At 74.3% G+C, this 13,388-nt stretch carries 12 protein-coding genes; 3 read left to right on the forward strand and 9 right to left on the reverse strand.

Annotation, left to right across the window (positions count from 1 at the left end; all coding sequences use genetic code 11):
* Positions 1-5: 5 nt before the first annotated feature.
* The 9 genes from O1Q96_RS07345 to O1Q96_RS07385 all read right to left on the reverse strand — a co-directional run bounded on the left by O1Q96_RS07345 (position 6) and on the right by O1Q96_RS07385 (position 11,106).
* Positions 6-1,127 (reverse strand): GNAT family N-acetyltransferase, encoded by a 1,122-nt coding sequence (locus O1Q96_RS07345; protein ID WP_269247380.1) that lies wholly within the window; start codon positions 1,125-1,127, stop codon positions 6-8.
* Positions 1,124-1,780: a YveK family protein gene (locus tag O1Q96_RS07350; protein ID WP_269247381.1), complete on the reverse strand. Its 657-nt coding sequence runs from the start codon at positions 1,778-1,780 to the stop codon at positions 1,124-1,126. Before O1Q96_RS07350 ends, O1Q96_RS07345 begins: the two co-directional genes overlap by 4 nt.
* Positions 1,777-2,916, reverse strand: coding sequence for a glycosyltransferase (locus tag O1Q96_RS07355; protein ID WP_269247382.1), 1,140 nt, complete (start codon positions 2,914-2,916; stop codon positions 1,777-1,779). Before O1Q96_RS07355 ends, O1Q96_RS07350 begins: the two co-directional genes overlap by 4 nt.
* A complete protein-coding gene (locus O1Q96_RS07360) occupies positions 2,913-3,698 on the reverse strand; it encodes a polysaccharide deacetylase family protein (protein ID WP_269247383.1) in 786 nt (261 codons plus the stop codon). The genes O1Q96_RS07355 and O1Q96_RS07360 overlap by 4 nt, the downstream gene beginning before the upstream one ends.
* Positions 3,682-5,745, reverse strand: coding sequence for a murein biosynthesis integral membrane protein MurJ (murJ, locus tag O1Q96_RS07365; RefSeq protein ID WP_269253521.1), 2,064 nt, complete (start codon positions 5,743-5,745; stop codon positions 3,682-3,684). Before murJ ends, O1Q96_RS07360 begins: the two co-directional genes overlap by 17 nt.
* A 218-nt stretch (positions 5,746-5,963) precedes the next feature.
* On the reverse strand, positions 5,964-7,280 hold the full coding sequence (locus tag O1Q96_RS07370; protein WP_419586479.1) for an O-antigen ligase family protein: 1,317 nt from the start codon (positions 7,278-7,280) through the stop codon (positions 5,964-5,966).
* 5 nt (positions 7,281-7,285) lie between these two features.
* On the reverse strand, positions 7,286-8,725 hold the full coding sequence (locus O1Q96_RS07375) for an exopolysaccharide biosynthesis polyprenyl glycosylphosphotransferase (RefSeq protein ID WP_269247384.1): 1,440 nt from the start codon (positions 8,723-8,725) through the stop codon (positions 7,286-7,288).
* Entirely contained in the window at positions 8,722-9,915 is a 1,194-nt protein-coding gene (locus O1Q96_RS07380; protein WP_269247385.1) for a glycosyltransferase, read from the reverse strand. The genes O1Q96_RS07375 and O1Q96_RS07380 overlap by 4 nt, the downstream gene beginning before the upstream one ends.
* 78 nt (positions 9,916-9,993) lie before the next feature.
* A complete protein-coding gene (locus O1Q96_RS07385; RefSeq protein WP_269247386.1) occupies positions 9,994-11,106 on the reverse strand; it encodes a DUF3344 domain-containing protein in 1,113 nt (370 codons plus the stop codon).
* A 340-nt stretch (positions 11,107-11,446) separates the two neighbouring features.
* Between O1Q96_RS07385 and O1Q96_RS07390 the strand changes: the two genes are divergently transcribed.
* The 3 genes from O1Q96_RS07390 to O1Q96_RS07400 all read left to right on the forward strand — a co-directional run bounded on the left by O1Q96_RS07390 (position 11,447) and on the right by O1Q96_RS07400 (position 13,316).
* Entirely contained in the window at positions 11,447-11,686 is a 240-nt protein-coding gene (locus tag O1Q96_RS07390; RefSeq protein WP_217456860.1) for a chaplin, read from the forward strand.
* Between the two features lie 240 nt (positions 11,687-11,926).
* Positions 11,927-12,691: a hypothetical protein gene (locus O1Q96_RS07395; RefSeq protein ID WP_269247387.1), complete on the forward strand. Its 765-nt coding sequence runs from the start codon at positions 11,927-11,929 to the stop codon at positions 12,689-12,691.
* 331 nt (positions 12,692-13,022) lie between these two features.
* Complete coding sequence (locus O1Q96_RS07400; RefSeq protein ID WP_269247388.1) at positions 13,023-13,316, forward strand: hypothetical protein; 294 nt, start codon at positions 13,023-13,025, stop codon at positions 13,314-13,316.
* Positions 13,317-13,388 lie beyond the last annotated feature (72 nt).

Genomic DNA, 13,388 nt, shown 5'->3' on the forward strand with positions numbered 1-13,388 from the left:
GTCGGTCACGGCCTGCCGCCACCGCGTTCCCTCCAGCTGTGGAACCGGTCGAGCAGCTTCTTGCCCCGGCTGCGGGCGGCCACGTCACAGACGGCCGCGGACATCAGCGGTGCCGTCCGCCGCCGGGCCAGCAGGAAACGCTGGTTGACGACGGGCTGGGGGCGCCAGTGGTGCTTGTAGGGCTCGTTGCCGCGCAGCAGGCTCAGGACCCGGCGCCCGCCCGACTCGGTGTGCTGGGCGCAGGCGTGCAGCAGCATCGTCGCCACGTCCGCCTTGCGCTCCCGCAGCTGAGGATGCGCGCCGTACAGATAGCCGCCCGCCAACTGCCGTGACAGGAGCGTCAGATCGACGGCCAGCACGGTGTCGTCCACCCGGAACTCGGTCACCACCGCGTCCCCGGCACGGACCATCGGCCCCACCGAGCGGACCAGGTGCTCGGCGAACCGCTCCTGCAGATGCTCCGAGGTCACCTTGCGGCCCTGCCACTGGAGGCGGTGCAGCTCAAGAAGCCGGCGCAGCGCCCCGGCCACCTCGTCGGGACGTACGGCACGGCGTTCGACGCCCAGCGAGGTCAGCTTGCGCAGCTTGGCGCGGGCCCGCTGCTGCGCCTTGGCCGTCGTGAGCCGTCCGATCAGGTCGTCCATGGGCACGGCGGGCAGCTCCAGGCACAGCGAGTCCCGCACCTGCCGCCGGGGCCCGCGCCAGCTCGCGTACACCCGCTCCACCGCGCCGCCGGGCCGCACCTCACGGAAGTCGATCAGCGCGGTGCGGGCGGCCGCGGCCAGCCCGTCGGCGAGGGCGGCCGCCGCGCGGTCACCGCGTTCGCCGTCCTCGATCAGCACGTCCCCGAAGTCGGAGATCGACCCGCCCAGCGGCACGAGGGCCGGCCACGGCTGCCGTACGAGCATCAGCGGGGCGGCGGCCACCAGGTCGCCGCCGTCGCGGACGAGCACCAGGCGGAGCCGGCCGGGCGTGCCGTACGAGAGCCACCACGAGTGCAGCCAGGCATGGCTCTGGAACGGGGTCGCCGCGCCGCACCGCCGGTACAGCAGCCCCCACTCCTCGGCGAGCCGGCCGAACTCCTCCTCGTCCGTGCACAGTTCCGTCCGCCAGGCGGCGGCGCTCACAGCTGACCGTGGACGTCGGCGGCGGTGGCGGGGCCCGGCACCGAGGCCGTGGGCGAGGCGTCCGGGGCCCGGCGCGGCCGGACCAGCAGCGCGAGCCCGCCGAGCAGTCCGCCGGCGCTCGCGCCGACCAGGCCGGTCACCGTCGCCGACGCCGAGGACGCCTCGGTGGGCCTCATCGCCCGGGAGAACTGCAGCAGCTCCACATGGGTGCTGTCCTCGGTGTCGTTCGCGTGCCGGGTCAGCGAGCGCGACACGGCGTTGGCGATGTCCGCGGCGAGGTCGGGGCGGGCGGACGTGGCGGTCACGGCGACCATCGGGGCGTCCGGCGAGGTCGCGGTCTGCACGCTCTCGCGCAGGGTCGACACCGGAACGCCCGCCCACACCTGCGCGTCCCCGAGCACCGCGAGCTGCGTCGCGACACGCCCGTAGGCCTGCGCGAAGCCGAGCGCCGCCGCCGGGTCGGACTGCTTCGTGGGTACGGCGATGACGTAACTCGTGGCGCTGTACTGCGGTGTCTTCAGGACGCCGTACGCGCCGCCGAGCGTGCCGCCGAGGAGGGCCCCAGCGGCGAGCAGGGACCACGGGGGCAGCGTCCTGGCACGGGCGAGCGCCGTTCTCGGCCGCCCGGTCGAACGGTTGGGGTTGTCGGTCATGAGGAAGTCACTCCCAGAGTTGCGGCCGTGTAGATGTCCATGAGCCGGTCGGCACTGCGGGCGATGCTGTAGTGGTGGGCGGCGTCCGGCGCGGAGCGCGGCCCGGGACCCGCCGCGCGGACCTGCCGCAGAGCCCGTACGAACGAGTCCGCGCCGCCCTGCACCCGCCGGGCGAACGGCGCCGCGCCCGGGGGCAGGTCGTCGACGGCCGGGCAGGAGACGTAGAGCACGGGCAGGCCCGCCGCCAGGGCCTCCACGACGGCGAGCCCGAAGGCCTCCTCCGCGCAGGGCGAGGCGAGGACGTCCATGGCTCCTGTCAGCGACGGCAGATCGAGCCCGGCGGGCCCGTCGCCGGATCCGGTGGGGCCGTTCGGGCGTTCGCCCGTGAACAGCACCCGGTCGGCGACACCCATGTGCTGCGCCGCGCGCCGCAGCACGTTCTCCTGCGGGCCGCCGCCGACCAGCAACAGCCAGACGTCGTCCGGGAGTTCGGCCAGCGCCCGGACGAGCACCTCGAAGCGCTTGCCGGCCGTCAGCCGTCCGACACCCCCGACGACGTACGCCCCCTGCGGCAGCCCCAGCCGTCGGCGGGTGCTCTCGCGCAGCTCGGGGTCGAAGCGGAAGCGGTCCACGTCGATGCCGTTCGGCACGACCTCGATGCGCGGTCCGGGCACGCCCCAGCGGCGCAGCCGCTCCGCGACCGTCGGCGAGACCGCGACCGTCGAGCGGCCCAGGCGTTCACTGGCCAGATAGAGCGCCCGGACGCCCGCGGTGAGCCGGCGGCCCTCCATCTGCGAGTCGCCGAGCGAGTGCTCGGTGGCCACCACGGCCTTCACCCCGGCGAGGCGCGCGGCGATCCTCCCGTACACGCAGGCCCGGTAGAGATGCGTGTGGACGAGGTCGTACCGGCCGCCGCGGATCAGGCGGACGAGGCGGGGGAGCGCCGACAGGTCGCGGTTGCCCTCCATGCCGAGGTGGACGACGCGCACACCGTCCGCGGTGAGGCCTTCGGCGACCGCGCCCGGGTTGGTGAGCGTCACCACGTCGCATTCGACCGGCAGGTTCCGCACCAGCAGGCGCAGCTGCTGCTCGGCCCCGCCGACACCGAGCCCGGTGATCACGTGCAGGGCCTTCACCGGGTCACCTCCGCCGCGTCGGCCGGCGGTGTGGGGCGTCGGCGCAGCCGGTTGAGGCGGTACTTCAGCAGCAGCCGCCAGGAGGTGTCGTTCTCACCGACGTGGACGCGGGGGAGCGCGAACGTGCCGGTGAGCGGGCCGGGGTCGATGGCGCACGCGTAGCCGTACCCGGCGGCCCGTACGGCGTCGGCGACCCGCTGGTCGACGGTCCCGTACGGATAGCACAGGCCCCGCACCTCACGGCCCGTCAGCTCGGTGAGCAGGGCCCGGCTGCCCCCGACCTCCGCGCCCAGCAGCGCGTCGTCGGCCAGGGTGAGGTCGACGTGGGTGAGGCCGTGCGAGGCGACCTCGATGCCCTCGGTGTCCACGAGCCGGCGGATGCCGTCGGCGGTGAGGAGCGGCTTGCGGGGACCGAGCGGGTCCCATTCGTTCGTACCGCCCAGCCTGCCCGGCAGGACGAACACGGTGGCGCCGAAGCCCCGGCGCCGCAGCACCGGGAGGGCGTTGTCGGTGAAGTCCGCGTAGCCGTCGTCGAAGGTGAGCCCCACGAGGCCCCGCCCCTCGCCCCGGGCGCGGGCCGCGAGGAGGTCCGCCATGCTCACCCCGCGCAGGCCCCGGCGGTGCAGCCAGCCGAGTTGCCGGTCGAGTCGGCCGGGCGAGACCGTGATGCGGTACGGATCGTCCGAGCAGTCGCCCACCGAGTGGTACATCGCCACCCAGAGGGGCGCGGCCGGGCGTGGGCCGGTGCGGGTGGAGTCGGTCGTGTCAGCGGAAACGGGCATGCGGCAGCCTTCGGGTGACGGAACGGAGGGCGGTACGGAAGGCGGGTGCGACGGCCTGGACGCCGAGCAGCCGGAGCAGCAGGACGTAGACGACGGTGACGGTCGCACCCCCGGTGAGCAGGGCGAGTTCGGGCGGGTCGAAGCGGCTTGCGACGAGGGCCCCCGCCACGGCCGCGCAGACGGCCGCGCGGACCGGCTTGGTGAGTTCGTGGACGACCCGGCGGGTCCGGATCCGCACGCTGCGCCGCTCGTTCATGCCGGACAGCAGCAGGGCCGCCGTGATGGTGATCCCGATCGCGTTGGCGGCGGCGATCCCGCACACGCCCCAGGTGCCGACGGTCGCGGCACCGATCCACGAGGTGGCGACGATGCCCGCGGTCATCGCCGCCAGCGGGTACCAGGTCGGGCGGCCGGCCGAGAAGTACGTCCGGACGAGCGCGCCCACCAGCGTGTGGCCGAGCAGCCCGACCGAGTAGACCCGCATGACGGTGGCCGTCGCCGCGGTGTCCTGGGCGGTGAACGCGCCGCGCTGGAAGAGGAGCTGGATGATCTGCGGCGCGCAGGCGAAGACCGCCGCCGCGCCCAGCAGCACCATGCACGCGGCGACCGCGGCGTCGCGCTCCACGCGGGTGCGGGCCCGCTCGGTGTCGCCCTCGGCGAGCGCCTGCGCCAGCACCGGGAAGGTGACGGTGCACAGCATCAGCGAGAGGGTCATGGGGATCTGGGCCACCTTCTGCGCGTAGTTCAGGTGCGAGATGGCTCCGGAGGGGAGGTTCGAGGCGAGGTAGCGCTCGATGAGGACCTGGGACTGACGGCAGAGTGCGAAGAGCAGGACCGGGGTGATGAGAGCGAGCTCCACGGTGTGCGTCACGGACTGTTTCGCCGCACGCCGGGCGGACCGCTTCGCCGCCCGCCGCGCCGCGCGTCCCGCCGCCCGCTTGACGGGCCGCTTCGGCACCGGGCATCTGGCGGGGACGCCGAGCGGTTCGGGGGCCTTCGTCGCTGTGGGCAGCGGCCCTGGTGCGTCCGCGGCGCCGCCGACCTGCCCGGGGGCCGCCGTGGACGCCGCGACGGCCGCTGTGATGTCGAGTCGCCCCGAGGCTGTCGCGGTGACGCCGCGTGGCCCCAGGGCCTGCGCGGTGGCGCCGAGGGCTTCCGGGGCCTGCCCGGTGCCGTCCTCGGCCGTCACGGTCCGGCGGCGCCCGAAGAGCTGCCGTGCGAGGGCGGGTGTCTGCGCCGCCACCATCAGACAGCCGCCCACCGCGACGCCGGCGGCAGCCGACCGCACGCCCCAGCGGCCGCCGAGGACGAACATCGCCGTGATGATGCCGGTGTTGTAGGCGACGTAGATGGCGGCGGGCGCCAGGAAGCGCCGGTGGGCGCGCAGGGCCGCGCTGCAGTAGCCGGCGAGCCCGAAGCTCAGGACGCAGGTCGCGGTCAGCCTGGTGCAGTCGACGGCGAGCCCGGGGTCGGGGAGCCCCGGCGCGAGCCCCGCGACCAGGTACGGCGCCCCGGCCATCAGCAGCGCGGAAGCCCCCACCAGGGCCAGTGCGAGGCGCGGCAGCGTGGAGGCGACGAGCGCGCGGACGGGGTCCCCGCCGGCCCCGCGTGCCCGCCGGGCCACGGCCAGGCTGAACGCCGGGACCAGCACGAACGCCATCCCGTCCTCGATCAGCAGCGTCGCCGCGACCTCCGGCACGGTCCACGCCACCAGGAAGGCGTCCGTCTCGGTCCCGGCTCCGAAGAGATGCGCGAGCGCCTGGTCCCGGCCCAGGCCGAGCAGCGCGCCCGCGATGGAGAGGACGGCGGTGACGAGCGTCGCCTTGGCGAGGAACTTGCGGGTGGGCGGCGCGACCTCGACAGGCGTGCCGGCGGCGTGTGCGGCGACGGAAGGAGCGGTGTCGGAAGCCGCGGTGCCGGAAGGTGCGGTGCCGGTGGGCGCGGTGCCGGAAGGTGCGGTGCCGGTGGGCGCGGCCTCGGGCGGGGGCTCGGAGAGCGGGGCGTCGCCCGGTGTGCCGTCGGCCGACGCGGCGCGGGCACCGGGCAGTTGCACTCCGTCCCCGTCCCCGCTCCTGGTCCCGGCGCCACCGCGACCCGTGAGCCCCGCGGACCCGCTCCCGTGCCACGCCGTCCCGGTCCCGGTCGTCGTGTCGCCGTGGCCCGCGGTTCCGGCGGCCCCGCCGTGTTCCCCGGCCGCGGCCCCCGTCCCACGACGGCCCGGTCGAGCCGCCGTTCCCTCACCCTCCGCCCGGGAAGGCGTCACCGTCATCGTTCCCCGGCCCCCTCGGGGGACAGCGCCCACCAGGCGGCGAGGCCGAGGACCACCGCGGTCAGCACGGTCGAGGGGCCCCCGATGTCGGCGTACGCGAAGTCGACCAGTTGCCAGAGCAGCAGCCCGCACGCGACCAGCGCGCAGTCGAGTCCGGCCCGTGAGCGCCGAGCGTGAAAGAGCCCGCGGAGCCCGCAGACCAGCAGCGCCAGCCAGCTTCCGGCGAGCGCGAGCAGCCCCAGCAGCCCCTGCTCGCTGAGCACCAGCAGGTACATGTTGTGCGGGGACAGGAGCGGCTGACGGTGGAACCCGGCGCCCGCCCCGCCCGTGTCACTGCCCGAGGACAACGCGAGCGAGGCATGCCCGTCGCGATGGTCCGGGAAGCCCTTCAGCCCCACCCCGGTCAGCGGCTGGTCGCGCCACATGTCGACGGCCGCCGCCCACATCGTGTACCGGTCGGTCACCGACTGGTCCGGCGCGTCCGCGACCTGCGTGATGCTGCTGATCCGCTCCTGGAGCATCGCGGTGCCCACACCGAGCCCGCCCACGAGCACCACCGCGGCCGCCGTCACCGCCGCGAACACCTTCACCGCCCGCCGCATCCCGGCGAGCGCGAGCTGCGCCCCGCACGTCACGGCCGTCGCGATCCACGCCCCGCGGCTGAACGACAGCGCGAGCGGCAGCAGCAGCGCCAGCGCGCACACCACCGCCGCGGTCCGCTGCCTCGCGGGCCCGGACCCGAGCGCGAGACCGAGCGCGCACACCAGCCCGAACGACACCACGGCCGCCATCCCCATGATGTCCGTCGGCCCGAACGTGCCCACGGCGCGGATCTCCTCGCCCATGTACGAGGCACCGGTCCCGGTCGCGTACTGGTGGACCCCGATCGCGCCCTGCCACAGCGCCAGCCCGACGAGGGACCAGGCGATGAGCCGCGCGTCACGGCGGTCGCGGACCAGCAGCATCACCGCGGCCGGCACCAGCACGAAGACCTGCAGATAGCGCACGAGCCCCGCGGCCCCCGCCCCCGGCGAGGCCGCCCCGGCCGTCGCGAGCGCGATCCCGACGACCGGCAGCCCGAGCACGACGGCGGCGGTACGGGACAGGGGGCGCCGCCGGCCGCGTACGAGACGTACCGCGCAGCACACCACGACCAGCCCGGACACGGCGTCGGCGACGGTGCCGCCGCCGTCCCCGGAGACCGGCAGCGCCAGCATGGCGACGAGGGCGATCACGGGCAGCACGGGAAGGAAGCGGCGGGGAGCCGACACCACGGCGGCGGTGAGAGGCGGGGCGGGCAGGACCTGGGTCACCGCGCTCAGCTCCCCGTCGGACGCACGAGCGAGGCCGCGGTGCGCAGCAGGATGCAGACGTCCTGCCAGAGCGACCAGTTGTCGATGTACGCGTTGTCGAACCGGCAGCGGTCCTCGATCGAGGTGTCGCCGCGCAGCCCGTGGACCTGGGCGAGCCCGGTGATCCCCGTCCGCATCCGGTGCCGGGACGCGTAACCGGGGTAGGTCTGGCTGAACTGGCCCACGAAGAACGGCCGTTCGGGCCGCGGTCCGACCAGGCTCATGTCGCCCCACAGGACGTTCCACAGCTGGAGCAGCTCGTCCAGCGAGGTCCGCCGCAGGAAGCGGCAGAACCAGCCCATCTCGTGCTCGTTCGCCACGCTCCAACGGGTCGCGGCCTCGTGCGCGTCGACCGGCCGGTGCGTACGGAACTTCAGCAGCGTGAACGGCTGCCCGTCCTTGCCGATCCGCTGCTGCCGGAACACCACACCGGGCCCGTCGGTGGCCCGCAGCACGATCGCGCACACCAGCAGCACCGGACTGACCATCAGCAGCAGGGCGCCGGACACCAGTACGTCCAGCAGCCGCTTCCCGGCGCTCCCGTACCGCCGCCCGACGGGCAGCCTCCGGCAGGCGAACCCGGCGAGCCGGTCCGTCCGCTCGTACGCCGGCGAGTCCGCGTCCACCTCCCACACGGCGCAGCCCGACTCGCCCAACGCCCGCAGCAGCGGCCCCTGTTCGACACGCGCCACGGGTCCGACGACGAGCACGTCCTGCACGCCGTTCTGGATGAACGCCCGCTGGACCTCCTCACCGGTGGTCAGCACGGGCAGTCCCTCGCCGCCGCCCGCCTCGTCGGCGACGACGCCCACCGGCCGTACCCCGCACACCGGGTGCCGCAGGAAGGCGGCCGCCACCCGCTGCGCGACCGCGGCGCGGCCGACGACCAGGGCGGCGCGCGGGCGCCGCAGCAGCGCCCGGCGCCGCCGTCCGTGCACGAGACCGCGGCCCGCGCAGCTCACCAGCGACTGCACGGCGCAGCCGAGGACCAGGGTGCGGGCGGACAGCGCGTGCTCCGGGGAGTACGCCGCGAGCAGCGCCGCCAGCGCGCACCAGCTCACCGCGATCCGGCCGCAGACGGCGGGCAGTTCGTCCAGGACGGCGGGTACGGGCGCGGCCCGGTACAGCGACGCGTGCGCGTTCAGCAGCAGCACCGCGAGCACCAGCAGCGCGAGCGGGAGCGGATGGGTCCAGGGCAGCGCCAGGCAGCCGCCCGTCAGCGCGGCGCCGGCGTCCACGGCGGGCAGTGGCAGCCGTGAGGCCCGCCGTACGAAGGGCCGCCGGCCGCTGGGGAATCTGAAGCCGCCGGCGGCCTCGCGCGGTGGGATGACCGAGACGGGCGAGAATCCGTGGTCCGTCACCCGCGGCCGGCCGCCGGGGGAGGGAACGGTACTTTCCGCAGTCACGTGTGGATGGACTCCCTGCACTCGGTGTGGTCCACGCCCGTGTTCCGTCCCGTCGGCCAGCTGCCGATCAGTTCGCGGTACACGTCGGCGACGGCCGCGGCCGTGCGCCGGACGTCGTGCGTGGTCGTTACGTGCCGGCGTCCCTGATGGCCGAGCGACTCGCGCAGCAGCGGGTTGAGAAGCAGCTCGGCGACGGCCCCGGCCAGCGCGTCCGGCCGTTCGGACGGCACGAGACAGCGCGGCCCCTGGCCCGGCGGCAGGCTCTCGCGTGCCCCGTCGACGTCGGTGATCACGACGGGCCGCCCGCAGGCCATGGCCTCCAGAGGCGCCAGCGCCATGCCCTCCCAACGGGACGGCAGGACCACCAGATCGGCGGCCTGGTACCAGGGCACGGCATCGGTGACGGCCCCGGCGAACAGCACGGACGCGGGAGCCTCGGCCCGCAGCGTCCGCGCGTCCGGTCCGTCCCCCACCAGCACGAGCCGCGCGTCGGGCACCCGCCGGGTCACCTCGCGCCACGCCTCCAGGAGGACGTCCTGCCCCTTCTGGCGGCACAGCCGCCCGACGCAGACCACGAGAGGCGCCGCCGGATCGACCCCTTCGAGGAGCGGAATCGCGGCGCGTACGGTGTCCACCGGCGCCGGATGGAAACCTGTGAGGTCGATCCCGTTGGGGATGACGCTCCACCGCCCCCGGACCCCCGACCGCTGCCCGGTGCGCCGCTCGGCCTCACTGACGCACACGACCCGCGACGCCCAACGCGCCCCCAGTCGTTCCCAGTTGAGCGCGACCATCCCGGTGATCCCGCCGACGGCCTCGAACGACCAGGCGTGCGGCTGGAACACGGTGGGCACCTGCCCGCGCACGGCGAGCCGCGCCGCGAGCCCGGCCTTGGCGCTGTGCGCGTGCACCACGTCGGGGCGCATCTCCCGCACGATCTGGCGCAGACTGCGTACCTCCTGCGCGAGCCACGGTCCCGGTGAGCGGGTCGCGTGCCAGTGCCGTACACCGGAGCCCAGTGCCTCGGCCGCCGCGGCGAGGCCGCCGGCCGCCGGACAGACGACGGTGACCTCCGCCCCGGCCGCCAGCTGGGCCCGCGCCAGGTCCGTGACCACCCGGGCCACCCCGCCGTCGACGGGCTGGGAGACGTGCAGGACCCGCGGCCGGGAGCCGGTCGAAGACAGTTGCATGCGGGCTTTCCTCGCTCACGGGTGGCGCTCGGAGGGAGCGCGGGGGGAACGGGCAGAGGGGAGCAGAGGGGAAGGGCATCAGCGCTTCGCGTCGACGGCGACGAACAGCGCGCCGGCCCAGGCCGTGTCCCGGCGCGACACCAGCCGGAAGTCCAGCCGGTCCCCGCCGCGCCGCAGGCCCTCGCGGAGATCGAGGACGTCGGAGTCGTATCCGAGCGTGTTCGGATACGCGGGCGTCCGCCCGGGAGCGGTCCCGCGGGGCTCGCTGATCGTCGAGTTCAGTACGTCGTCCCGCGGATTGGCGCCGTCGGTGAGGGGAACCGCCCGGCCCCGCCCGGCCGACACGGTGAGCGAGTCGCCGGTCCGCCCGCGGTCGCCGTTGTAGGCGACGAACCCCACGCGTCCCGCGGCCCCTTCGGGGAACTTCACCCCGCGCATCCGGACGACCTGCTCGCCGCCCCGGCCCAGCGGGTCGAAGCCGTCCCAGATCGCCAGATGCCGCAGCGGCTCGGACTTCTTCTCGTACGCCACCATCAGCGTCCACCCGCCCCACGCACCGGCCGCCGAGTGCCCCATGGCCACGTTGACCTGCGCCACGGTGTACGCGCCCGCGCCGCTCGACCGCACCAGAGGGGTGACGTCCGCCGAGGCCTGGAAGGCGTCCGCGCCCCGTGCCGCCCGGTGTCCGACGAGGGTGTCCGCGAGGACCTCCCGGTACTGGCCGCCGGGCTCGGCGATCAGCACGCGACCGTTGTCCTTGGGCGGCTTCTGCTCACCGACCCGCAGGTTGCCGCCCCAGTACAGCCGCGCGTACGAGACCCGGGCGCCGGCCGGCAGGCGGACCTCGGCGCGGCTGGAGTTGTAGGTGTTCGGGTCGCTGTCGACGTCGATGTAGAACATGTCGAAGGCGTCGTTCGCGACCGCCCGGCCCGCGCGGGCGGCCGGACAGGACACCGCCGTGCGCACGACGGGCCCACGGCAGGTGATCGACGAGTTGGCGGCCCGGACGATCCCGCCGTGCCTCAGCGCGCGGTACCGCTGCGTGAACGGGAGGCTCTGCGCCTCGGCGGCGGCCGGCGTGCCCGGTGGGGCGGGTGCGGCCGCCGCCGGACCGGCCGGCGCCCACAGCGAGGCGAGGGAAAAGGCACCCACCATCCCACGGCGCAGCAGAAGACCCAGGGAATTGCGCATGACCGGCGTTGCCCTTTCGGGGGGAATTTCGGCGGAAGAGGTTCTGACCCTGCGGACGAACGGACGAGATGCGGACATCACATGAGTGCCGTCATGACGCCCCGTCTGTTTCAAGCGGCCTGAGGAGGAACGCAACTGTAGCCGCTATCCGTATTTATCGGTGAAACCTGCCAAGTGTGTCGGAATGGTGTGCATACCCCGGGATAACCCCCGAGCCCGCTTCCGGTAACGGCTCGAAGCGTCACTCTTTTGGAGGCACAACCCGCGCCCGTGCCGCGCGTTGATTCCAGAGCCGGGCACCCCGCACGGCTGTTGTTTAGATCCCAAGGAGCACCTCTCCATGTCGCGTATCGCGAAGGGCCTGGTCCTTACTTCCGTTGCCGCCGCCGCCATGGCGGGCACCGCCGGTGTCGCCGCCGCCGACAGTGACGCGCACGGCGCCACCGCCCACTCCCCGGGCGTCCTGTCGGGCAACCTTCTCCAGGTCCCCGTCCACGTGCCGGTCAACGTCTGTGGCAACACCGTGAACGTCATCGCGCTGCTGAACCCGGCGTTCGGCAACGAGTGCGTGAACGACTGACGTCGCAACGCCGCCCCTGACCGGCCGTCCTCCCGCACGGGAGGGCGGCCGGTCTGCGTTGCCCCGAATGGAGGGAGGGGCGGCAAGTACCCCTGGCGGGCCCGGGCATGGCGCCTCACCAGGGACAACGGCTATGACGGCGGGTGCGGGCCGCTGTCGTGCGCGGCCGATCGGTTGCAGGCGGCGGTCACCGATTACACGGTGATCACAAGATCCGACGCACCACCGAAAGGACCCTCCATGCGTGCTCTGCCCGCACGGCGTATCGCGACCTCCGCGCTCTGTGCCACGCTCCTGCTGGGGATCACCGGCCCCGTCGCCGTGGCCGCCGACCACGGCTCGACGAGTGACGCCCGCCCCATAGCGGCCCAGGCGCCGGTGCCCGGAGCGGACGCTCTGCTGGCGCAGGTGAAGAGCCTCGGTGACGTCGGGGGAGTGCTGAAGCCGGTCACCGACCTGCTCGACGCCGTGCTCAAGGCCGACAACGGCCAACTGCCCGCCGCCGACGCGGCCAAGCTCGCCGACGCGGTGAAGGAGGCCATCGCCAAGGTCACCGCGGCGGCCCCGGCCGCTCCCGTGGTCCCGCCGGTGAAGACGCCGGCCGAGCCGGCCGTCCCCTCGGCCCCCGCCGTTCCGAACGCCCCCGCCCTTCCGAACGCGCCCGCCGTGCCGGGCCTGCCGGTCGCTCCGCCCGCGGTCCTGCCGGCGCTTCCCGCCGCCCCCGGGCTCCCGATGCCGGAAGCCGCCGACCGCGTGGCCGCGCAGGTCCCGCTCGACCTCAAGGCCGACGCGCTCAAGGCCCTCCAGAGCGCGGTCGATTCCCTCGTCAAGGCGGCCACCAGCGGTGATGTCGCCGCCGTGGGAGCGGCCGCGACGGCGGTCGTGACGGGGCTCGTCAACTTCGTCGCCACCGTGGTGCTGGGCGGCGGCCTGCCCGCACCGAGCCTGCCGGGTCTGCCCGCGCTGCCCAAGCTGCCCGCGGGCGCGCTTCCGCTGCCGTCCTGAGCGGCGCCACGACCGCTGCCCTCCCGGAGCCGGGAGCGGTGGCTGAGGCGAAGCAGTCGCCGTCCCGCCCGTCGGGCCGGCCCGTCCCCCGGGCCGGCCCGACGGCTGTTTTCACGTCTTTTGCACAATCTTTCAGGGATGTCATATGAGGGATCCCATTTGACGATGAGACACCCCCTTCAATCGGGTGGGTTCCAGGAATTTTCGGCGTACGGGGTTTCCGTCCCGAGCGGGGATCGTTGGGCAGGAAGCAGTGCGAGAGCAGGCACGCACGAGGTCTGAGCACTGAGAATTCCCTCTGGTGACGCGAGTCACCGAAGAAAGGAACACGATGAAGTCCCTGAAGGCCGCCGCTGTCGTTGCCGGGTCCCTGGTCATCGCTGGTGTCGCCGCGCCCGCCTTTGCCGCCGACCTCACGCCCACGAGCCTCAACGGCGGTCTCGAGTCGGCCCTCGGCGCGCTCACCAACGAGCCGGTGGACGCCATGCCCCTGCAGTCGCAGTCGAGGGCCCTCGACACCGAGAACGAGGACTCCGTGCTCAGCACCGTCAAGGGCGCGACGGAGACCCTGAACGCGGCGGGCGGGCCCACGGGTCTCCTGGGTGGACTTCCTCTGCAGAAGTGACTTCGGAAGAGGCGAAGGGCCGGTCACGCATCACGCGGACCGGCCCTTCGTGTTGTTCTCCGGCTATTCGCC

It is taken from the genome of Streptomyces aurantiacus (assembly GCF_027107535.1).
Lineage (GTDB): Bacteria > Actinomycetota > Actinomycetes > Streptomycetales > Streptomycetaceae > Streptomyces.

What these genes read in the sequence shown, in the direction of transcription:
- O1Q96_RS07385 (WP_269247386.1), bottom strand. Translation starts at nt 11,106, where the DNA reads ATGCGCAATTCCCTGGGTCTTCTGCTGCGCCGTGGGATGGTGGGTGCC.
- O1Q96_RS07390 (WP_217456860.1), top strand. Translation starts at nt 11,447, where the DNA reads ATGTCGCGTATCGCGAAGGGCCTGGTCCTTACTTCCGTTGCCGCCGCC.
- O1Q96_RS07380 (WP_269247385.1), bottom strand. Translation starts at nt 9,915, where the DNA reads ATGCAACTGTCTTCGACCGGCTCCCGGCCGCGGGTCCTGCACGTCTCC.
- O1Q96_RS07395 (WP_269247387.1), top strand. Translation starts at nt 11,927, where the DNA reads ATGCGTGCTCTGCCCGCACGGCGTATCGCGACCTCCGCGCTCTGTGCC.
- O1Q96_RS07360 (WP_269247383.1), bottom strand. Translation starts at nt 3,698, where the DNA reads ATGCCCGTTTCCGCTGACACGACCGACTCCACCCGCACCGGCCCACGC.
- O1Q96_RS07350 (WP_269247381.1), bottom strand. Translation starts at nt 1,780, where the DNA reads ATGACCGACAACCCCAACCGTTCGACCGGGCGGCCGAGAACGGCGCTC.
- O1Q96_RS07400 (WP_269247388.1), top strand. Translation starts at nt 13,023, where the DNA reads ATGAAGTCCCTGAAGGCCGCCGCTGTCGTTGCCGGGTCCCTGGTCATC.